The sequence below is a fragment of the Exiguobacterium sp. s63 genome (genome assembly GCF_018617335.1).
In the GTDB taxonomy this organism is placed as follows: domain Bacteria; phylum Bacillota; class Bacilli; order Exiguobacteriales; family Exiguobacteriaceae; genus Exiguobacterium.
Map to the genome: position 1 here is coordinate 1 of NZ_JACSKB010000006.1, position 17,768 is coordinate 17,768.

Sequence of the window (17,768 nt, forward strand, 5' to 3'; positions counted from 1 at the left end):
CGTCCTGAGCCAGGATCAAACTCTCCAAAGAATTTGATATAGCTCTTAAATTGACGAAGCTTGCGCTTCATTCAAAAATTGTAAAACTTTTTTTGCCTCATCGTTCAGTTTTCAAAGACCAATCGTTGTCGTGTTAGCGACTTTTTAATAATAGCGATTTGACTCAGTAAAGTCAACCACTTTTTATTATTTTTTTCGCTTCCTGAAGGTTGTTTCGTGAACAACATCAGCGACGTTTATTAATATATCAGCATCCTAAAATTCCGTCAACTATTTTTCTAAAAAAACTTTTATTTTTTTCATTCGAACGATTAAATATAAAAAAACCGGTTGATGAACCGCTCCACTGAAGTAGAGCAATCCATACAACCGGTAACGTTTAAGAGGATTTTGACGACATCTGTTTTTTGCTTTTTTTCTTCACTTCTCCAGATGAAGCTGATTCAGCAACTTGTCCGGTTTGTTGGAAACGATGAAGCATCAACACTTGATAGGCGTTCGCAAACACTAAGGTAGCTAGCGCCGGCCAAAGTAATGGAATCTCGTCCGTTGTTTGAAGTGCTGGAATCCACTCGATTAACGTAATCACTGTCATTAAGAAAAGGGTCGGGATGAAAGCCGTCATGTTCGTTTGTTTCGCCTTACTCGTAGCAACTACCCAAGCGACAATGAGTAACACAACCATCTCGCCGATATAACGCCACACATGATCATTTCCGAATGCGAGCACTCGTAAGTAGACGGCATCAAAAATCGCGAATGCAATCAACAGAACTTGCACTCGATTCCATAGACGTGGTCCTCTGAATAAATCAAGTCCCACACGGTGAACAATTAAATAGGCAAAGAAGCCCATCATGCTGATCCCAGTCCATGTACTCGAGTAACTAAGCGCTGTAACAATTGCCTCCCAGGACTGACTGACCAAATAACCTGGATTCGCTAATAAATTCATCAGGAATCCAAACAACGTTCCAAATACGAGCGTTGTCCAAAACAAACGTAAAAAACCTTGTACTTTCATCTCTCACCGATTCACCCTTCTATTTGTTGAATGACTGCTTGCGCCAACTCATCATACGTATGCTCGAACGGATGGCCATCCCGATAGACGGAAGGAGCAAAATCTTCCTCATTGTCATACGGTTGACCGAGTGGAATTTGAGCGAGAAGCTTACTCTTCAGCGCCTCTGACAATTTCTCTCCACCGCCGTAACCGAATACGTATTCTTTTTCACCTGTCAGCTTACTTTCAAAGTAAGCCATGTTCTCAATGATACCTAACACTTTATGGTTCGTTTTAATCGCCATCGCTCCCGCACGTGCAGCAACGAAGGCTGCTGTCGCATGAGGTGTCGTCACAATCAATTCTTGGCATGACGGGAGCATGGAATGAATATCAAGCGCGACGTCTCCAGTTCCTGGCGGTAAGTCGAGCAATAGATAGTCGAGGTCTCCCCACTCCACATCATTAAAGAAGTTATTGAGCATCTTCCCAAGCATCGGTCCACGCCAGATAACCGGCGCATTGTCTTCAACGAAGAAGCCCATCGAAATGACTTTCACGCCGAACCGCTCAACTGGAATGATTTTTTCCCCACGAACGACCGGACGTTCTTCGATCCCAAGCATATCCGGAACACTGAATCCATAAATATCCGCATCAATCAAGCCAACTTTCTTCCCGGCACGCGCAAGGGCAACAGCTAAGTTGACGGATACTGTCGATTTCCCTACGCCACCTTTACCTGAAGCGATCGCGATAAACGTTGTTCCTGAATTCTCACGAAGGATTGCCGGCTTTGTTGCCTCCTTCAAGCTTTCGTCGTTCAATGCCTCAAAACGAAGTCCAACCGTCTTAAAGCCTTTCCCCTTGAGCAACGTGACGATCTCCTGTTGTAACTGAAGCTGTTCCCCGCTCCCTGTTTGCCCGAGTGCTACTTTCACACTCACATAGTCTTCTTTAATGCGGATGTCTTTAACTCCCGCTGTATCTCCAAGCGTTCGGTTGATTGTCGGATCAACAAGCCCCGCCAATTCCTCGCGTACTTGCTCTACTGTAAGCATATTGCTTCCCCCTTATAACTGTTTCGATATCAGTATATCAAAAAAAGCGTTTTCTTGACGGGTTCGGAATCGACTAATTTAAACAAAAAACTCTCCACCCGAAAGGATGGAGAGTTCGAACCACTTCGCGAAGATTAACGCTTCGAGAATTGTGGTGCGCGACGTGCTGCTTTAAGACCGTATTTTTTACGTTCTTTCATACGAGCGTCACGAGTTAAGAAGCCTTTTTCTTTGAGGCTTGGACGGAATTCTGGGTCCGCTTGAAGAAGCGCACGTGATACGCCGTGGCGAATCGCTCCAGCTTGTCCAGTGTATCCACCACCGTTAACGTTAACGATTACATCGTATTTACCTTCTGTTTCAGTCAATACGAGTGGTGATTTAGCCATCATGATTAAAGTCTCATGACCGAAGTATTCTGAGATATCGCGGCCATTTACAACAACTTTACCGTCACCTGCAACGAGGTGAACGCGAGCCACCGAGTGTTTGCGGCGGCCTGTTCCGTAGTAACGTACATCTGCCATCGTTTAGTTCCTCCCTGTGTCTCGATTAACCGCGAAGTTCGTAAACTTCTGGTTTTTGTGCTTCATGTTTGTGTTCAGTTCCAGCGTAAACGTGGAGTTTGTTGAATTGTTGACGACCGAGTGATCCTTTTGGAAGCATCCCTTTGATCGCGAGTTCAAGCATACGCTCTGGACGTTTTGCGAGAAGCTCTTTTGCAGTTTGTGATTTCAAACCGCCTGGATGACCTGAATGACGGTAGTAGATCTTGTCATTCAATTTGTTACCAGTCAATTTGATTTTCTCAGCGTTGATGATGATGACGTGGTCTCCGCAATCAACGTGTGGTGTGAAAGTCGGCTTGTGCTTACCGCGAAGAAGTGAAGCTACTTCACTAGTCAAACGACCAAGTGTTTTGCCTTCTGCGTCGATAAGGAGCCATTTGCGTTCTACTTCAGATGCTTTAGCCATGAATGTTGTGCGCATGTGGAATACCTCCTAGAAATGTCTGTTCACTTAATTTTTTTGATGCTTTATCATAATCCTAGTTTACGGGGCTAAGATTGTGGTTCATCTCTAAATGTGAAAATGAAATGCCAATGAATATAATACGATTTTATAGGGGGAATGTCAATCTACTTTTTCATAATTCACATTCCATAAATACAAACCATGTGGCGGCGCGGTGATTCCCGCCACGCGGCGGTCTTTCGCTCCCAGCATTTCGGTGATATCAGCGGGCTGATACTTCCCTCTCCCGACCTCAATGACCGTCCCAACCATAATGCGGACTTGATTATATAAAAAGCCCGATCCAACGAACCGAAAGATCATCTCGTCCCCTATCTCGAGCACTTCGGCTTCGTAGATAGTACGGACACGGTCTTCGACTTCTGCCTTTGTTACAGAAAACGACGTGAAGTCATAGGTCCCGATCAACCGCTCCATGGCTTGACGCATCGCTTCTACGTTCAGCGTGTAGGTCACGGTCGCAGCATAGTGCCGACGAAATGGGTCCTCCGTCTGACGGATGTGATAGCGATACTCTTTTCGTTTCGCACCGTAACGTGCGTGAAATGAGGTATCCGTTTCTTCCGCCTGTTTAACGAGGATATCGTCCGGTAGCATCGCGTTTAACGCTTTGACGAACCGCTCGGCCGGCATCTGTAGCGACGTATCAAAGTGAATCACTTGCCCTAATGCGTGCACACGGGCGTCTGTGCGACCAGAGGCGACGATTTTTACCGGATGACGATGCATGCGGGTCAGAACTGCCTCGATTTCCGCTTGAATGGTATTACCGTTCGGCTGTACTTGATATCCTGCATAACGCGTTCCGTCATAAGAAACAATCAGTTTAATACGTCTCATCCAATCCCTCTCAATCCAAACAATATGAGTGTCAAGGCGACAAAGATGAGTAATACGGCCGTATCACGCATTTGCCACTCCATCTCACGCAATCTCGTCCGCCCTTCCCCTCCACGGTAACCACGAGCCTCCATCGCCGTAGCAAGGTCCTCAGCGCGCTTAAACGCGGAGATGAACAATGGAATCAAAAGAGGAATGACCCCTTTTAGTCGGGATTTCCAAGGTCCGCTCATCAAATCGACGCCTCGAGCTTGCTGGGCTTTCATAATTCGGTCCGTCTCGTCCGCAAGGGTCGGGAGGAAACGAAGTGAAATAGAGAGCATCAACGCAATCTCATGGGCCGGCACACGAATCCGTTCGAACGGTCGTAGTCCCGCTTCAATCGAATCGGTCAATTCCATCGGTGTCGTCGTCAACGTCACGAGTGTCGTCAACATGACGAGATAAAAGAAGCGAAGCGAGACGATCAGCCCCATCCGAATCCCATCCGAATAAATCGCGATTGGACCTAATTCGAAAAGAAGTGTGCCGTCTCGATTGAATAACAACTGCAACAACAATGTGAAGACGATTAAAAAAAGAATCATGCGTAATCCATTCCATAAATAACGCCACGACAGTTGTGATAGTTTAACCACAAACAACGTGAATGCTAGTAGAAACAAGTTCGTCCACAAGTTGTCTGCTAAAAACACGACCGGGATAAATCCTAATATGAAAAGTGTCTTGGCACGAGCATCAAGCGAGTGGAGCCACGAATGTCCCGGTATATACTGACCGATAATCATGTCGCTCCCCCTTTCAGTCGTTCCGCTATCCAATCAGCCAATTCAGTCTCGGTCCGTATAAGCGGAATCTCTGTTTCATCAAATATTGGCGCTAAATCTCGAGCGAGTTCAAGAACATGCGGGAGATCTAACTGGAGACGTCGGACTAGTGCCTCGTCTTGAAACAATTCAAACGGATCCCCATCAAACGCAACTTGACCATGCTCCATCACGATGACGCGTTCTGCATAGGTGAGTACATCGTCCATGTCATGCGAGACAAGAATCAACGTCAGATTCAACTCTTCCCGCAAGCGTTTGAATAAGGCGAGCATGTCCCGTCTCCCAATCGGGTCGAGACCCGCTGTCGGTTCATCGACAATAAGCACGTCGGGACGGCTTGCTAAAACCCCAGCAATCGCCACACGACGCATCTGGCCGCCTGAGAGATCAAACGGAGAACGATCCCATAATGCTTCATCTAACCCAACAAGACGAAGGGCCTCGTGGGCACGCTCTTTCGCTTCGGCATCTGTCGCCCCAAAGTTGCGCGGACCGAACATGACGTCGCGTTCGACCGTCTCTTCAAACAATTGGTGCTCTGGATATTGAAAGACGAGCCCAACGCGACGCCGAAGCGGTAAAAGATTCTGTTTTTTGTCACGACGCGTCCGAATTGGGGTGACAGTGATATCATCGACCACCACGCGTCCGTCAGTCGGGCGCAATAAGCCGTTCATATGTTGAACGAGTGTTGATTTCCCAGAGCCCGTATGCCCAAGAAACGCAACAAGCGCTCCCGACGGAATGGTTACATTCACATCGCGCAGCGCGGTTCGTTCAAACGGAGTATTCAGTTGATATTGATATGTTACTTCTTCAATGCGTATCGGCATAGATGGTTCACCAACTCCGAATGTTGTAGCATCAGACGATCGAGTGGAATGCCACGCGCCTTCAGTTCGAGTTGCATCCGAACGATAAACGGGACATCTAATTGAATGTCACGAAGCGTATCTGGATGTTGAAACACGTCTTCAGGTGTGCCGGTCATCGCAATCGTGCCTTTCGACAGTGCAATGATACGGTCGGCAAACAACACTTCGTCGAGCTCGTGTGTAATGGCAACAACGGTCATCCCTTCCGAGACGAGCTGTCGTACCGTTTGTAATACCTCTTGTCGCCCAATCGGGTCGAGCATAGAGGTCGCTTCATCGAGCACGAGGACACGCGGGCGCATTGCGAGAGCCGCAGCTATCGCAACGCGCTGCTTTTGTCCACCGGATAACTGATGCGGTTCACGGTCCGCTAGTTCCGATAATCCAACGCGCGCTAGACTGTCATCAATTCGACGAACCATTTCTTGACGTGGAAGTCCCATGTTTTCGAGAGAAAATGCCACATCATCGCGCACGGTCGCCCCAACAAATTGATTGTCGGGATTTTGAAAGACGACCCCGATTCGCGTCCGAACGTCCCACACGTCTGTGGCGTTCGACGGATCGAGTGTCTCGACGCGGACTTCTCCCTGTTCAGGAATAAGAAGCCCGTTCCACAACTTTGTCAGCGTCGACTTGCCGGAACCATTATGGCCAACGATCGCAAGCCATTCCCCTTTATATACATCGAGCGATAGGCCGTTAAGCGCCGGCTCAGATTGTCCAGGGTAATGAAATACGACATCCCGTACCATAATTTGTGATTCCATGGGTCGACTCCTTTCTGATGTGGAAACAGGGCAATACGTCACCGCATGCCCTGTTGACTGCCTAATGAATTAGACGAGTTCGATGATTACAACTTCTGCACCATCACCGCGGCGTGGGCCGACTTTCATGATGCGCGTGTATCCACCTTGACGTTCAGCGTAGCGTGGTGCCACGTCTTCGAACAATTTTTGGATTGCGTCTTTTTCTCCAGCGTTCTCCTTACGAACAAATGAAGCTACTTGACGACGGGCATGAAGATCGCCACGTTTCCCAAGAGTGATCAATTTTTCAACGACTGGGCGAAGTTCTTTCGCTTTTTGTTCAGTTGTTTGAATGCGCTCGTTGATGATTAGGTCAGTTGCAAGATCACGCAAAAGCGCCTTGCGTTGCGAGCTTGTACGGCCAAGTTTCGAATAAGCCATTACATTTCCCTCCTTCGGTTGAACTTAGTCTTCTTTACGCAAGCCCAAACCGAGTTCGTCCAACTTATGTTGAACTTCTTCGAGTGATTTACGTCCGAGGTTACGAACTTTCATCATCTCTTCCTCTGATTTGTTTGCGAGTTCTTGAACAGTGTTGATGCCAGCGCGCTTCAAGCAGTTGTACGAACGAACTGAGAGATCGAGTTCTTCAATCGTCATTTCGAGTACTTTTTCTTTTTGGTCTTCTTCTTTCTCGACCATAATTTCTGCGTTGAGAGCTTCATCTGTCAAACCAACGAAGATGTTCAAGTGTTCAGTCAAAATTTTAGCCCCTAATGATACAGCTTCTTCCGGACGAATTGAACCATCTGTCCACACGTCTAACAAAAGCTTATCAAAGCTTGCGTCTTGACCGACACGTGTTTTATCTACTTCGTAGTTCACGCGTTGAATCGGTGTATAGATCGAATCGATTGGAATGACCCCAATCGGCATATCATCACGTTTGTTATCTTCTGCCTGGACGTAACCACGACCACGGCGAGCAGTCAAACGCATGCGAAGCGTCGCATTGTCAGCGAGAGTCGCGATGTGGAGCTCAGGATTCAAGATTTCAACGTCGCTATCATGGGTAATGTCTGCCGCAGTGACAGCACCGGCACTTGAAACGTTAATCTCAAGCGTTTTCTCTTCTTCCGAGTACACTTTGAGTGCCAACTTCTTGAGGTTGAGTACGATTTGAGTGACGTCTTCGACAACACCGTCAATCGTAGAGAACTCGTGAAGCACGCCATCGATTTGAACCGCTGTTACCGCTGCACCTGGGAGCGATGACAATAGAATTCGACGTAGTGAGTTACCGAGAGTAGTGCCATATCCACGTTCAAGCGGTTCTACTACGAATTTACCAAACGTAGCGTCCTCGCTGATTTCGACCGTTTCGATCTTTGGTTTTTCAATCTCGATCATCTGAACCCCTCCTTGAGTATATCCTGCCGTGCAGTTTGAGCTGCTAAAGTATAAGCTGTCGTGCTAGGTAAGCCCTTCACACGCTCAAGCGATTATACGCGGCGACGTTTCGGAGGGCGGCAACCGTTGTGCGGAACTGGAGTTACGTCACGGATTGCAGTAACTTCGAGACCAGTAGCTTGGAGCGCACGGATAGCCGCTTCACGTCCAGCACCAGGACCTTTAACGTTAACTTCTACTGTACGCATACCGTTGTCCATTGCAACTTTCGCTGCAGTTTCAGCAGCCATTTGTGCTGCGAACGGAGTCGATTTACGTGATCCTTTAAATCCGAGGTTACCAGAAGTAGCCCATGAGATCGCGTTACCTTGCGTGTCAGTGATTGTAATGATTGTGTTGTTGAATGTAGAACGGATGTGTACCACACCGACTTCAACATGTTTTTTAACTTTACGTTTAGAACGTACGTTTTGCTTACGTTTCGCCATTGTTCAATTCCCTCCTTTACTTCTTCTTGTTCGCTACTGTACGGCGTGGGCCTTTACGAGTACGCGAGTTGTTCTTCGTGTTTTGACCGCGAACAGGGAGACTACGGCGATGACGGATACCGCGGTATGCGCCGATCTCGATCAAACGTTTGATGTTAAGTGAAACTTCACGACGAAGGTCACCTTCAACTTTGATTCCGTCAATTGCTTCACGGATACGGTTGAGTTCATCTTCAGTAAGGTCGCGTGTGCGTGTCTCTTCAGAAACGTTTGCAGCCTTCAAAATTTCTTGTGCTTTTGTTTTACCAATACCATAGATGTATGTGAGCGAAATAACGATACGTTTTTCGCGTGGAATATCTACACCAGCAATACGTGCCATGTGTGCACCTCCTCTGAAATTAACCTTGTTTTTGTTTGTGTTTCGGGTTTTCGCAAATTACCATTACTTTACCCTTACGGCGAATAACTTTACATTTTTCGCAAATCGGTTTTACCGACGGTCTTACTTTCATGAGTATACCCTCCTCCTGGAAAAATCGGAGTTACTTATAACGGTACGTAATCCGCCCGCGAGTCAAGTCGTATGGAGACAACTCAACAGTTACGCGGTCACCTGGAAGGATCCGAATGTAGTGCATCCGAATTTTCCCTGAGACGTGCGCGAGCACCGTGTGGCCGTTTTCTAACTCCACTTTAAACATTGCGTTCGGAAGTGGTTCGACAACAGTGCCTTCCACTTCAATGACATCTTGTTTCGCCATCATTTATTCCCCTTTCTATATGAAAATCTTTAGGAGCACAGACGATCTATTGCCATCTACTGTGAGAGAAGGATCCAAAATGGATCAGTATGAAACAATAGAGCCTCATTCACCGGAATCGAGTTTCGTTAAAATCTCGTATCCATCGTCTGTGATGGCGATGGTGTGCTCAAAGTGGGCGCACATGCTACCGTCCACGGTGACAACTGTCCAGTTATCAGCCAGTGTTCGAACATAGCGTTGACCAGCGTTGACCATTGGTTCAATGGCTAACGTCATCCCAGTCTTCAGGCGCGGCCCTTTCCCCGGTGGACCATAGTGTGGAATTTGCGGTTCTTCATGCAAATTTTGTCCAACACCATGACCGACGTATTCGCGGACGACAGAAAAGTCATGTGATTCAACATATGCTTGAATCGCATGCGAAATATCTGTCAATCGCCCTCCAGCCTTGGCGTGCTCCAATCCTTTATACAGACTTTCTTCGGTTACGTCAAGTAGCCGCTGTGTCTCTTCCGAGATTGTTCCCACTGGATAAGTCCAAGCGGAATCTCCATGGTATCCATTGTAATAGGCACCGATGTCGATTGAGATAATATCTCCATCTTTCAATACCCGTTTTCCTGGAATGCCATGAACAAGCTCCTCATTCACCGAAGCACAAACACTACCGGTAAAACCGTTGTAGCCTTTGAACGATGGCGTCGCACCTTGGCTGCGAATGTAATCTTCCGCAATCCGGTCGAGCTCTAGCGTCGTGATTCCTGGTTTAATGTGCTGTTTGAGCACCTGGTGCGTTCGAGCAACAATTTGCCCAGCCTCACGCATAATCGCAATTTCACGAGGCGTCTTCGTGATGATCATTCAGTATCACCGAGTAATGCTTTGACATCGGCATACACGACATCGATTGGACGATCTCCATCCAATGTACGAAGATACCCTTTTTCAGCGTAAAAGTCAATGAGTGGTTTCGATTGCTCGATGTTGACGTCAAGGCGACGGCGAACCGTTTCCTCTTTATCGTCTTCACGTTGCATAAGAGCCGACCCATCCACATCACAGATGCCTTCCACTTTTGGTGGGTTAAAGATCACGTGATATGTCGCACCACACGTTGGGCAGATCCAACGACCTGTTAAGCGTGGAACGAGAATTTCCGCATCCACATCGATGTTGACGACGTGGTCAATCTGTTTCCCCAAATCTTTAAGCAAACTTTCGAGTGCCTCTGCTTGAGCAACAGTACGCGGGAATCCATCGAGTAAGAAACCTTTTTCTGTGTCATCTTGGCTAAGACGCTCACGTACGATTCCGATTGTTACCTCATCCGGTACGAGTTCACCTTTATCCATGAATGACTTGGCTTCTTTACCGAGTGGCGTTCCGCCTTTGATTGCCGCACGAAACATGTCGCCTGTCGAAATGTGAGGGATTTGGTACTCTTCTACGATTTTAGCCGCTTGAGTCCCTTTCCCAGCACCCGGTAAGCCCATGAGTACTAGATTCATCTCGGTTAGCCTCCAGTTTTGATTTTCACGAAGGTCTCGTAAACACGACAGGAAGGAAGGGTCAACCCTTCCTTCCGCTTTAACGGATAAAGCCTTTATAGTGTCGTTTTACAAGTTGACTTTCGATTTGTTTCATCGTTTCGAGGGCTACCCCGATGACGATCAATAAGCTCGTTCCTCCGATTTGAACGGAAGTTGGGAGACCGGCAAGCTTAATGAAGATTGTCGGCATGATCGCCACAAGCGATAAGAAAATCGCTCCGAAGAAAGTCAATCGATACAGCAACTTCGTGATGTACTGTTCTGTTTGCGCCCCAGGACGAATCCCAGGAATATAACCACCTTGCTTCTGCAGGTTTTCTGCCATTTGCTCTGGATTGACCTGAACAAACGTATAGAAATATGAGAACGCAATGATTAATGCAACGTAAATCGACATTCCGATTGGCGCCGTCGTGTCAAAGTACGTTTGTAATTTTTGCGTTGTCTCCGGAGAAGCAATGAAGCTCGCAACAGTTGGTGGTGTTACCATGAAGGAAATCGCGAAGATGACCGGGATAACACCTGCTGCGTTTAGCTTGATTGGCAAGTGCGTCGACTGACCACCCACTGGGGTACGGTTCGCCGTGCGTTTTGCATATTGGATTGGAATTTTGCGTGCCGCTTGTTGAACATAAATAATGCCCATCGTGACCGCCAAAATAACAAGTGCCAATACAACCAAGTAAACGATATTAATGAACAATGCATCTCCAGCGTTTTGGAGTTTTGTTTCATAAATCTGCGTGAAGATTCTTGGGAACCCGGCAACGATACCAGCGAAGATGATGATGGAAATACCATTCCCAACACCTTTCTCCGTCGTCATCTCACCAAGGAACATCAAGAACGCTGTACCCGCAGTGAGTACAATCGCGATCACAAAGTAAGTTGCCGTTCCCCACATCTCATTGACGAGACCTGGGTAGAGGCGGTTGAATCCAAACGACAATGAAGTCGCTTGGATAAAGCCTAAGATGATCGTCCCATAGCGCGTGACCGTCGCTAACTTTTTACGGCCCGCCTCTCCTTGTTTAGCCCATTCGGCAAACTTTGGAACGACGTCCATTTGTAAAAGTTGCACAACGATCGATGCCGTAATGTACGGCATGATCCCCATTGCGAACAAGGAGAAGTTCTGTAAAGCATTTCCTCCAAACAAGTTCAAGAAGTCAAGAAGACCTCCTGAGTCAAAACGCAACACATCCGTATTCACCATCGGCACCGGGATATGAGCCCCGATGCGGAAAATGATGATGATTGCGAGTGTGAAGAGAATACGCTGTCGAATATCTTTCACGCGCCACATATTGGAGATCGTCTGAAACATCAGATCACCTCAACTGTACCGCCAGCTGCTTCGATTGCTTCTTTCGCTGCACCCGAGAACTTGTTGGCTTTTACAGTCAATTTAGTTTCAAGCTTGCCGTTAGCAAGGACCTTGATTCCGTCTTTTGCAGAACTGACAACACCAGTCTCGATTAAGAGTTCTGGAGTAACTTCAGTACCTGCTTCGAATCGGTTAAGCGTGTCTAGGGAAACAACCGCGTACTCTTTACGAGTTGGGTTGTTGAAACCGCGTTTTGGAAGACGACGGTAAAGTGGGTTTTGTCCACCTTCGAATCCTGGACGAACGCCACCGCCCGAACGAGCTTTTTGACCTTTGTGTCCACGGCCAGAAGTTTTACCGTTACCAGTCGCCATACCGCGACCGACACGGTTACGTTCGTGACGTGAACCTGGAGTTGGCTTCAATTCATGGAGTTTCATAGTGGCACCTCCTTATTTATTAAAATCTTTATTATTCGTTGATTTCTTTTACAGTCACAAGGTGCGACACTTTGTTGATCATACCGCGCATCGCGACGTTGTCTGGGACAACGACCGTTTGATGCATTTTGCGAAGACCGAGTGTACGTACAGTAACACGCTGATCTTCCGGACGACCAATTGTGCTGCGTGTGAGGGTGATTGCGAGTTTCGCCATGTCTAGTTCCCTCCCTTAGTTAAGAAGTTCTTCTACGCTTTTACCACGTAGTTTAGCAACTTCCTCTGCTTTTTTGAGCTCAGTCAAGCCCTGTACCGTCGCGCGGACGATGTTGATCGGTGTGTTTGAACCTAACGATTTCGAAAGGATGTCACCTACACCTGCAAGTTCGAGCACCGCACGAACTGGACCACCAGCGATAACCCCAGTACCTTCAGAAGCTGGTTTCATGAATACACGACCTGCTCCGAATACTCCTGTGATTTCGTGTGGAATTGTTGTACCAACCATAGGTACTTGTACCATGTTTTTCTTAGCGGCTTCAATAGCCTTGCGAATCGCTTCTGGCACCTCTTGTGCCTTACCTGTACCGAAACCGACGTGACCATTTTTGTCACCTACGACTACGAGAGCAGCAAAACGGAAGCGGCGGCCACCTTTTACGACTTTCGCGACGCGGTTTACGGTAACAACGCGTTCTTCAAGTTGTTCCATGTTAACGTCTAACTGGCGCATCGAGTGTCCCCTCCTTTTTATTAGAATTTAAGACCTGCTTCACGAGCTGCTTCTGCAACAGCTTTGACGCGGCCATGATAGAGGTATCCACCACGGTCGAACACAACTGTGTCGATACCTTTCTCGAGTGCACGTTCTGCAGCAAGTTTACCAACAGCTTTCGCTGCTTCAACGTTACCGCCATTTGTAAGATCGAGAGCTTTATCTTTCGAAGATGCAGACACAAGCGTTGTTTGTGCCGCGTCATCGATAAGTTGAACGTAAATGTGCTTGCTCGAACGGAATACGTTCAAACGTGGACGAGCTGCCGTCCCCGTGATCGTACGACGTACGCGAGCATGACGTTTTTTACGAACTGCATTTTTATCTGCCTTTGTGATCATTTATGCCACTCCTTTCCGTTCATTTCGTGACGAATTACTTACCAGTCTTACCTTCTTTACGGCGAATACGTTCATCAGAGTAACGAACACCTTTACCTTTGTAAGGTTCTGGAGCACGGTACGAGCGGATTTGAGCAGCAACGTGACCGACGCGCTCTTTGTTAATCCCTTTTACGATGATTTGCGTGTTTGAAGGAACTTCGATTTCGATACCTTCCTCAGCGACGTACTCGATTGGGTGCGAGTAGCCGAGGTTGAGGACGAGTTTGTTACCTTGCTTCGTAGCACGGTAACCAACCCCCGAGATCTCAAGTGTTTTTTGGAATCCGTTCGACACACCTTGTACCATGTTGGCAATAAGGGCACGTGTCGTACCGTGAATTGTGCGGCTTTCTTTCGATTCGTCTGGACGAACAACCGTCAATTCGTTCTCTTCAACTTTGATTTCCAATGCCGGGTTAGCTGAAAGCGAAAGTTCACCTTTAGCACCTTTTACTGTGACCGTGTTGTCATTAGCAACTGTTACAGTAACGCCAGCAGGAATCGTAACTGGTTTTTTACCAATACGTGACATTGATTACACCTCCGTTCTTGTTAGAAAAGTGACTTACCAGATGTAGGCGATCACTTCGCCGCCGACTTGTTGTTGGCGAGCTTCTTTATCAGTCATAAGACCTTTAGATGTCGAAAGAACTGCGATTCCGAGTCCTCCGAGTACTTTAGGTACTTCATCAGCTTTTGCGTATACGCGAAGACCTGGTTTCGAAATACGTTTGAGACCAGTGATTACACGTTCGTTGCTTGCTCCATATTTAAGGAAAAGACGAAGTGTACCTTGTTTAGCGTCCTCGATATATTCAACATCGCGAATGAAACCTTCACGCTTAAGGATTTCAGCGATCTCACGTTTAATGTTCGAAGCTGGAAGCTCCATTTTTTCATGGCGAACCATGTTAGCGTTACGGATACGTGTAAGCATATCTGCAATAGGGTCTGTCATTACCATGCGATGTACCTCCTTTCACACTGTTAGTGGATTACCAGCTTGCTTTTTTAACACCAGGGATTTGACCTTTGTATGCAAGATCACGGAACTTGATACGGCTGATCCCGAATTTACCCATGTAACCATGTGGACGACCTGTGATGCTGCAACGGTTGTGCAAGCGTACAGGTGACGAGTTACGTGGCAATTTGCTGAGTCCGATATAATCGCCTTCAGCTTTCAACTTCGCACGCTTTTCAGCGTACTGGGCAACGAGTTTCTCGCGTTTAAGTTCGCGATTCACCATTGACTTCTTAGCCATGTTGTCGACCTCCCTCTAGATTATTTTTGGAATGGCATACCGAGAAGTGTGAGCAATTCACGTGCTTCTTCGTCTGTGTTTGCTGTTGTAACAACAACGATGTCCATACCGCGTACTTTAGATACTTTATCGTAATCGATCTCAGGGAAAATAAGTTGCTCTTTCACGCCAAGCGTGTAGTTACCGCGTCCGTCGAATGCTTTCTTCGATACACCGCGGAAGTCACGTACACGTGGAAGTGAAACAGTTACCAATTTGTCGAGGAAATCGTACATGCGCTCGCCACGAAGTGTAACCTTCGCACCGATTGGCATACCTTCACGAAGTTTGAAACCAGCGATTGATTTCTTCGCTTTCGTTACGAGTGGTTTTTGACCTGAAAGAATTGTTAATTCTTCAACTGCCATATCAAGTGCTTTCGAGTTCGAAACAGCGTCACCTACACCCATGTTGATGACAATCTTTTCGATTTTCGGTACTTGCATGACCGAGTCATAGTTGAATTTATCCATCATCGCTTTCACGATGTCGCTTTTATACTTCTCTTGCAAACGGTTCATAGTCGAATGGACCTCCTTTCGTCACGTTCTTCTTATTTATCGAGTGATTCGCCCGATTTCGCGACACGAACTTTTTTACCATCGACTACTTTGAAACCAACACGAGTTGGTTTGCCAGTTTTAGGGTCAAGTGGCATTACGTTCGAGACGTGAATTGGTGCTTCGATCTCAAGGATCCCGCCTTGTGGATTCGCTTGTGAAGGTTTCGCGTGTTTTTTCATCACGTTTACGCCTTCAACCACTACGCGGTTTTTGCTTGGCATAGCTTTGAGGATAACCCCTTGCTTGCCTTTATCTTTACCAGACATTACCTGGACTGTATCGCCTTTTTTAACATGCATCGTTTGCGCACCTCCTTATAGGATTGAAATTGGAAATTAAAGTACTTCCGGTGCCAACGAAACGATCTTCATGAATTCTTTTTCACGAAGTTCACGTGCAACTGGCCCGAAGATCCGTGTGCCGCGTGGGCTCTTGTCATCTTTGATAATGACTGCTGCGTTCTCATCGAAACGGATGTACGAACCATCTTTACGACGAGCGCCGCGTTTTGTACGAACGACAACTGCTCTGACAACGTCACCTTTTTTAACAACGCCACCTGGTGTTGCTTGTTTTACCGTTGCGACGATGATGTCACCGATGTTTGCAGTCTTACGACCAGAACCACCGAGAACTTTAATTGTCAACAGTTCACGCGCGCCAGAGTTGTCTGCTACTTTCAAGCGAGATTCTTGTTGAATCATGCGAGTGTACCTCCCTCCGGATGTTTAATAAATCCGAACTGTTATTAGATGATTACTGATTCTTCTACTACTGTTACAAGACGGAAACGTTTGTCTTTAGAAAGAGGACGTGTTTCCGCGATGCGAACGATATCGCCCACTTTAGCGACGTTGTTCTCATCGTGTGCTTTATATTTCTTCGTGTAGTTTACACGTTTGCCATAAAGTTTATGACGAACCTTTGTTTCTACTGCGACGACGATCGTTTTGTCCATTTTGTCAGACACGACGCGACCAGTGAACACTTTACGGTTGTTGCGTTCCATGAGTGTTACCTCCTCTCAAGAATCCGATGTAATTAGCCGTTGTTGATGCCGAGTTCGCGTTCACGAAGAATCGTTTTAGCACGCGCAATCGACTTGCGTACTTCACGGATACGAGCAGGATTCTCAAGCTGACCTGTAGCAAGTTGGAAGCGAAGGTTAAAGAGTTCTTCTTTCCACTCGCCCACTTTACCGTTGAGCTCTTCAGTTGTTGATTGACGGAGATCAGTTGCTTTCATTCGTATCACCACCATTTTCTTCACGTTTCACGAACTTACATTTTACTGGAAGTTTGTGCGATGCAAGACGAAGTGCCTCACGTGCCACTTCCTCAGATACACCTGCGATTTCGAACATTACTTTGCCAGGCTTAACTACAGCTACCCAGCCTTCTGGAGCACCTTTACCCGAACCCATTCGGACTTCGAGAGGCTTTTTAGTGTACGGCTTGTGTGGGAAGATCTTGATCCACACTTTACCACCACGTTTCATATAACGTGTCATTGCAATACGTGCTGATTCGATTTGACGGTTTGTAATCCAGCTCGCTTCGAGAGCTTGGAGACCGAACTCACCGAAGTGTACAGTTGTGCCGCGTTTAGCGTTCCCGCGCATTTTACCACGGTGTACACGACGATATTTCACGCGTTTAGGTAACAACATAGTGTGTTGCCTCCTTCCTGAAAGAGTGTTTATTATTCAGCGTTTTTCGCTGTGTTGTTTTTTGTTGGAAGAACTTCACCGTGGTATAACCAAACTTTTACGCCGATTTTACCGTAAGTTGTGTCTGCTTCAGCTGTTCCGTAATCGATGTCGGCACGGAGTGTGTGAAGTGGAACTGTTCCTTCCGAGTACTTCTCTGAACGAGCGATATCAGCGCCACCAAGACGACCAGAAACTTCTGTTTTGATCCCTTTGATGCCAGTACGCATCGAACGTTGAATAGATTGTTTCATTGCACGACGGAATGATACGCGACCTTCCAATTGACGAGCAATGTTTTCTGCTACAAGCTTCGCAACAGCGTCAGCGTTTTTCACTTCAACAACGTTGATGTGAACGCGTTTTCCGTCAGCGAGTTTTGTAATGTGTTTACGGAGTGATTCGATTTCAGAACCACCTTTACCGATTACCATACCTGGCTTCGCAGTGTGAAGCGAAATGTTCACGCGGTTTGCAGCGCGTTCGATTTCAACTTTAGAAACACTAGCATCCTTCATTTTGTTTTCGATGTATTCACGAATAACGAAGTCTTCATGAAGGAGATCAGCGTAGTCTTTCTCAGCGTACCAACGCGAATCCCAGTCTTTGATAACACCAACGCGAAGACCGTGCGGATTTACCTTTTGACCCACT

The 17,768-nt window shown here is 46.9% G+C and carries 31 protein-coding genes; all 31 read right to left on the reverse strand.

All coding sequences use genetic code 11. The features are described 5' to 3' along the window. Positions 1–379: 379 nt before the first annotated feature. Positions 380–1,024: a KinB-signaling pathway activation protein gene (locus KNO90_RS13855; protein WP_214743085.1), complete on the reverse strand. Its 645-nt coding sequence runs from the start codon at positions 1,022–1,024 to the stop codon at positions 380–382. 11 nt (positions 1,025–1,035) lie between these two features. Further along, positions 1,036–2,067 (reverse strand): P-loop NTPase, encoded by a 1,032-nt coding sequence (locus tag KNO90_RS13860; protein WP_214743084.1) that lies wholly within the window; start codon positions 2,065–2,067, stop codon positions 1,036–1,038. 134 nt (positions 2,068–2,201) lie between these two features. After that, complete coding sequence (gene rpsI / locus KNO90_RS13865; RefSeq protein ID WP_012727644.1) at positions 2,202–2,594, reverse strand: 30S ribosomal protein S9; 393 nt, start codon at positions 2,592–2,594, stop codon at positions 2,202–2,204. Positions 2,595–2,619: 25 nt separating this feature from the next. Next, positions 2,620–3,057 carry a 50S ribosomal protein L13 gene (gene rplM / locus KNO90_RS13870; protein WP_026824852.1) on the reverse strand — a complete coding sequence of 146 codons (438 nt, stop codon included), beginning with the start codon at positions 3,055–3,057 and terminating at the stop codon, positions 2,620–2,622. 144 nt (positions 3,058–3,201) lie between these two features. After that, positions 3,202–3,942 (reverse strand): tRNA pseudouridine(38-40) synthase TruA, encoded by a 741-nt coding sequence (truA, locus tag KNO90_RS13875; protein WP_215113877.1) that lies wholly within the window; start codon positions 3,940–3,942, stop codon positions 3,202–3,204. Beyond that, complete coding sequence (locus KNO90_RS13880; protein WP_215113878.1) at positions 3,939–4,730, reverse strand: energy-coupling factor transporter transmembrane component T family protein; 792 nt, start codon at positions 4,728–4,730, stop codon at positions 3,939–3,941. The genes truA and KNO90_RS13880 overlap by 4 nt, the downstream gene beginning before the upstream one ends. After that, positions 4,727–5,605: an energy-coupling factor transporter ATPase gene (locus KNO90_RS13885; RefSeq protein WP_214743081.1), complete on the reverse strand. Its 879-nt coding sequence runs from the start codon at positions 5,603–5,605 to the stop codon at positions 4,727–4,729. Before KNO90_RS13885 ends, KNO90_RS13880 begins: the two co-directional genes overlap by 4 nt. Next, a complete protein-coding gene (locus tag KNO90_RS13890; RefSeq protein WP_214743080.1) occupies positions 5,581–6,417 on the reverse strand; it encodes an energy-coupling factor transporter ATPase in 837 nt (278 codons plus the stop codon). Before KNO90_RS13890 ends, KNO90_RS13885 begins: the two co-directional genes overlap by 25 nt. A gap of 69 nt (positions 6,418–6,486) precedes the next feature. Continuing rightward, positions 6,487–6,840 carry a 50S ribosomal protein L17 gene (gene rplQ, locus KNO90_RS13895; protein ID WP_012727650.1) on the reverse strand — a complete coding sequence of 118 codons (354 nt, stop codon included), beginning with the start codon at positions 6,838–6,840 and terminating at the stop codon, positions 6,487–6,489. 24 nt (positions 6,841–6,864) lie between these two features. Then, complete coding sequence (locus KNO90_RS13900; RefSeq protein ID WP_012727651.1) at positions 6,865–7,809, reverse strand: DNA-directed RNA polymerase subunit alpha; 945 nt, start codon at positions 7,807–7,809, stop codon at positions 6,865–6,867. A 92-nt stretch (positions 7,810–7,901) separates the two neighbouring features. Beyond that, positions 7,902–8,297 carry a 30S ribosomal protein S11 gene (rpsK, locus tag KNO90_RS13905; RefSeq protein WP_012727652.1) on the reverse strand — a complete coding sequence of 132 codons (396 nt, stop codon included), beginning with the start codon at positions 8,295–8,297 and terminating at the stop codon, positions 7,902–7,904. Between the two features lie 16 nt (positions 8,298–8,313). Next, positions 8,314–8,679, reverse strand: a complete 366-nt coding sequence (gene rpsM / locus KNO90_RS13910) for a 30S ribosomal protein S13 (protein ID WP_012727653.1) — start codon at positions 8,677–8,679, stop codon at positions 8,314–8,316. A gap of 19 nt (positions 8,680–8,698) precedes the next feature. Then, positions 8,699–8,812: a 50S ribosomal protein L36 gene (rpmJ, locus tag KNO90_RS13915; RefSeq protein WP_003156543.1), complete on the reverse strand. Its 114-nt coding sequence runs from the start codon at positions 8,810–8,812 to the stop codon at positions 8,699–8,701. Between the two features lie 30 nt (positions 8,813–8,842). Beyond that, positions 8,843–9,061, reverse strand: coding sequence for a translation initiation factor IF-1 (gene infA, locus KNO90_RS13920; RefSeq protein ID WP_021066622.1), 219 nt, complete (start codon positions 9,059–9,061; stop codon positions 8,843–8,845). Positions 9,062–9,166: 105 nt separating this feature from the next. Then, entirely contained in the window at positions 9,167–9,925 is a 759-nt protein-coding gene (map, locus tag KNO90_RS13925; RefSeq protein WP_211782057.1) for a type I methionyl aminopeptidase, read from the reverse strand. Beyond that, positions 9,922–10,572 carry an adenylate kinase gene (locus KNO90_RS13930; protein WP_012727656.1) on the reverse strand — a complete coding sequence of 217 codons (651 nt, stop codon included), beginning with the start codon at positions 10,570–10,572 and terminating at the stop codon, positions 9,922–9,924. The genes map and KNO90_RS13930 overlap by 4 nt, the downstream gene beginning before the upstream one ends. A gap of 79 nt (positions 10,573–10,651) precedes the next feature. Beyond that, positions 10,652–11,941, reverse strand: coding sequence for a preprotein translocase subunit SecY (gene secY / locus KNO90_RS13935; RefSeq protein WP_214743079.1), 1,290 nt, complete (start codon positions 11,939–11,941; stop codon positions 10,652–10,654). After that, on the reverse strand, positions 11,941–12,381 hold the full coding sequence (gene rplO, locus KNO90_RS13940; protein ID WP_012727658.1) for a 50S ribosomal protein L15: 441 nt from the start codon (positions 12,379–12,381) through the stop codon (positions 11,941–11,943). Before rplO ends, secY begins: the two co-directional genes overlap by 1 nt. Before the next feature lie 31 nt (positions 12,382–12,412). Further along, positions 12,413–12,598: a 50S ribosomal protein L30 gene (gene rpmD, locus KNO90_RS13945; protein ID WP_214734753.1), complete on the reverse strand. Its 186-nt coding sequence runs from the start codon at positions 12,596–12,598 to the stop codon at positions 12,413–12,415. Between the two features lie 15 nt (positions 12,599–12,613). Next, a complete protein-coding gene (gene rpsE / locus KNO90_RS13950; RefSeq protein WP_012727660.1) occupies positions 12,614–13,114 on the reverse strand; it encodes a 30S ribosomal protein S5 in 501 nt (166 codons plus the stop codon). A 20-nt stretch (positions 13,115–13,134) separates the two neighbouring features. Further along, positions 13,135–13,497 (reverse strand): 50S ribosomal protein L18, encoded by a 363-nt coding sequence (gene rplR, locus KNO90_RS13955; protein ID WP_012727661.1) that lies wholly within the window; start codon positions 13,495–13,497, stop codon positions 13,135–13,137. 34 nt (positions 13,498–13,531) lie between these two features. Then, positions 13,532–14,071, reverse strand: a complete 540-nt coding sequence (gene rplF, locus KNO90_RS13960) for a 50S ribosomal protein L6 (protein ID WP_012727662.1) — start codon at positions 14,069–14,071, stop codon at positions 13,532–13,534. Positions 14,072–14,104: 33 nt separating this feature from the next. Continuing rightward, positions 14,105–14,503: a 30S ribosomal protein S8 gene (rpsH, locus tag KNO90_RS13965; protein WP_012727663.1), complete on the reverse strand. Its 399-nt coding sequence runs from the start codon at positions 14,501–14,503 to the stop codon at positions 14,105–14,107. A 31-nt stretch (positions 14,504–14,534) separates the two neighbouring features. Further along, positions 14,535–14,804 (reverse strand): 30S ribosomal protein S14, encoded by a 270-nt coding sequence (gene rpsN / locus KNO90_RS13970; protein ID WP_012727664.1) that lies wholly within the window; start codon positions 14,802–14,804, stop codon positions 14,535–14,537. 20 nt (positions 14,805–14,824) lie between these two features. After that, positions 14,825–15,364 carry a 50S ribosomal protein L5 gene (gene rplE, locus KNO90_RS13975; RefSeq protein WP_012727665.1) on the reverse strand — a complete coding sequence of 180 codons (540 nt, stop codon included), beginning with the start codon at positions 15,362–15,364 and terminating at the stop codon, positions 14,825–14,827. 32 nt (positions 15,365–15,396) lie between these two features. Further along, on the reverse strand, positions 15,397–15,705 hold the full coding sequence (gene rplX, locus KNO90_RS13980; RefSeq protein ID WP_012727666.1) for a 50S ribosomal protein L24: 309 nt from the start codon (positions 15,703–15,705) through the stop codon (positions 15,397–15,399). Between the two features lie 36 nt (positions 15,706–15,741). Next, positions 15,742–16,110 carry a 50S ribosomal protein L14 gene (gene rplN / locus KNO90_RS13985; protein WP_012727667.1) on the reverse strand — a complete coding sequence of 123 codons (369 nt, stop codon included), beginning with the start codon at positions 16,108–16,110 and terminating at the stop codon, positions 15,742–15,744. 44 nt (positions 16,111–16,154) lie between these two features. Beyond that, positions 16,155–16,415 carry a 30S ribosomal protein S17 gene (rpsQ, locus tag KNO90_RS13990; protein ID WP_012727668.1) on the reverse strand — a complete coding sequence of 87 codons (261 nt, stop codon included), beginning with the start codon at positions 16,413–16,415 and terminating at the stop codon, positions 16,155–16,157. A 32-nt stretch (positions 16,416–16,447) separates the two neighbouring features. Continuing rightward, complete coding sequence (gene rpmC, locus KNO90_RS13995) at positions 16,448–16,651, reverse strand: 50S ribosomal protein L29 (RefSeq protein WP_012727669.1); 204 nt, start codon at positions 16,649–16,651, stop codon at positions 16,448–16,450. Then, positions 16,638–17,075: a 50S ribosomal protein L16 gene (gene rplP, locus KNO90_RS14000; protein ID WP_012727670.1), complete on the reverse strand. Its 438-nt coding sequence runs from the start codon at positions 17,073–17,075 to the stop codon at positions 16,638–16,640. Before rplP ends, rpmC begins: the two co-directional genes overlap by 14 nt. Before the next feature lie 32 nt (positions 17,076–17,107). Continuing rightward, positions 17,108–17,767: a 30S ribosomal protein S3 gene (rpsC, locus tag KNO90_RS14005; protein WP_026824837.1), complete on the reverse strand. Its 660-nt coding sequence runs from the start codon at positions 17,765–17,767 to the stop codon at positions 17,108–17,110. Between the last annotated feature and the right edge of the window lies 1 nt (position 17,768).

Bases quoted from the DNA above. Each gene is read 5' to 3' on its own strand.
- KNO90_RS13855 (WP_214743085.1), bottom strand. From the start codon at position 1,024: ATGAAAGTACAAGGTTTTTTACGTTTGTTTTGGACAACGCTCGTATTT.
- KNO90_RS13860 (WP_214743084.1), bottom strand. From the start codon at position 2,067: ATGCTTACAGTAGAGCAAGTACGCGAGGAATTGGCGGGGCTTGTTGAT.
- rpsI (WP_012727644.1), bottom strand. From the start codon at position 2,594: ATGGCAGATGTACGTTACTACGGAACAGGCCGCCGCAAACACTCGGTG.
- rplM (WP_026824852.1), bottom strand. From the start codon at position 3,057: ATGCGCACAACATTCATGGCTAAAGCATCTGAAGTAGAACGCAAATGG.
- truA (WP_215113877.1), bottom strand. From the start codon at position 3,942: ATGAGACGTATTAAACTGATTGTTTCTTATGACGGAACGCGTTATGCA.
- KNO90_RS13880 (WP_215113878.1), bottom strand. From the start codon at position 4,730: ATGATTATCGGTCAGTATATACCGGGACATTCGTGGCTCCACTCGCTT.
- KNO90_RS13885 (WP_214743081.1), bottom strand. From the start codon at position 5,605: ATGCCGATACGCATTGAAGAAGTAACATATCAATATCAACTGAATACT.
- KNO90_RS13890 (WP_214743080.1), bottom strand. From the start codon at position 6,417: ATGGAATCACAAATTATGGTACGGGATGTCGTATTTCATTACCCTGGA.
- rplQ (WP_012727650.1), bottom strand. From the start codon at position 6,840: ATGGCTTATTCGAAACTTGGCCGTACAAGCTCGCAACGCAAGGCGCTT.
- KNO90_RS13900 (WP_012727651.1), bottom strand. From the start codon at position 7,809: ATGATCGAGATTGAAAAACCAAAGATCGAAACGGTCGAAATCAGCGAG.
- rpsK (WP_012727652.1), bottom strand. From the start codon at position 8,297: ATGGCGAAACGTAAGCAAAACGTACGTTCTAAACGTAAAGTTAAAAAA.
- rpsM (WP_012727653.1), bottom strand. From the start codon at position 8,679: ATGGCACGTATTGCTGGTGTAGATATTCCACGCGAAAAACGTATCGTT.
- rpmJ (WP_003156543.1), bottom strand. From the start codon at position 8,812: ATGAAAGTAAGACCGTCGGTAAAACCGATTTGCGAAAAATGTAAAGTT.
- infA (WP_021066622.1), bottom strand. From the start codon at position 9,061: ATGGCGAAACAAGATGTCATTGAAGTGGAAGGCACTGTTGTCGAACCA.
- map (WP_211782057.1), bottom strand. From the start codon at position 9,925: ATGATCATCACGAAGACGCCTCGTGAAATTGCGATTATGCGTGAGGCT.
- KNO90_RS13930 (WP_012727656.1), bottom strand. From the start codon at position 10,572: ATGAATCTAGTACTCATGGGCTTACCGGGTGCTGGGAAAGGGACTCAA.
- secY (WP_214743079.1), bottom strand. From the start codon at position 11,941: ATGTTTCAGACGATCTCCAATATGTGGCGCGTGAAAGATATTCGACAG.
- rplO (WP_012727658.1), bottom strand. From the start codon at position 12,381: ATGAAACTCCATGAATTGAAGCCAACTCCAGGTTCACGTCACGAACGT.
- rpmD (WP_214734753.1), bottom strand. From the start codon at position 12,598: ATGGCGAAACTCGCAATCACCCTCACACGCAGCACAATTGGTCGTCCG.
- rpsE (WP_012727660.1), bottom strand. From the start codon at position 13,114: ATGCGCCAGTTAGACGTTAACATGGAACAACTTGAAGAACGCGTTGTT.
- rplR (WP_012727661.1), bottom strand. From the start codon at position 13,497: ATGATCACAAAGGCAGATAAAAATGCAGTTCGTAAAAAACGTCATGCT.
- rplF (WP_012727662.1), bottom strand. From the start codon at position 14,071: ATGTCACGTATTGGTAAAAAACCAGTTACGATTCCTGCTGGCGTTACT.
- rpsH (WP_012727663.1), bottom strand. From the start codon at position 14,503: ATGGTAATGACAGACCCTATTGCAGATATGCTTACACGTATCCGTAAC.
- rpsN (WP_012727664.1), bottom strand. From the start codon at position 14,804: ATGGCTAAGAAGTCAATGGTGAATCGCGAACTTAAACGCGAGAAACTC.
- rplE (WP_012727665.1), bottom strand. From the start codon at position 15,364: ATGAACCGTTTGCAAGAGAAGTATAAAAGCGACATCGTGAAAGCGATG.
- rplX (WP_012727666.1), bottom strand. From the start codon at position 15,705: ATGCATGTTAAAAAAGGCGATACAGTCCAGGTAATGTCTGGTAAAGAT.
- rplN (WP_012727667.1), bottom strand. From the start codon at position 16,110: ATGATTCAACAAGAATCTCGCTTGAAAGTAGCAGACAACTCTGGCGCG.
- rpsQ (WP_012727668.1), bottom strand. From the start codon at position 16,415: ATGGAACGCAACAACCGTAAAGTGTTCACTGGTCGCGTCGTGTCTGAC.
- rpmC (WP_012727669.1), bottom strand. From the start codon at position 16,651: ATGAAAGCAACTGATCTCCGTCAATCAACAACTGAAGAGCTCAACGGT.
- rplP (WP_012727670.1), bottom strand. From the start codon at position 17,075: ATGTTGTTACCTAAACGCGTGAAATATCGTCGTGTACACCGTGGTAAA.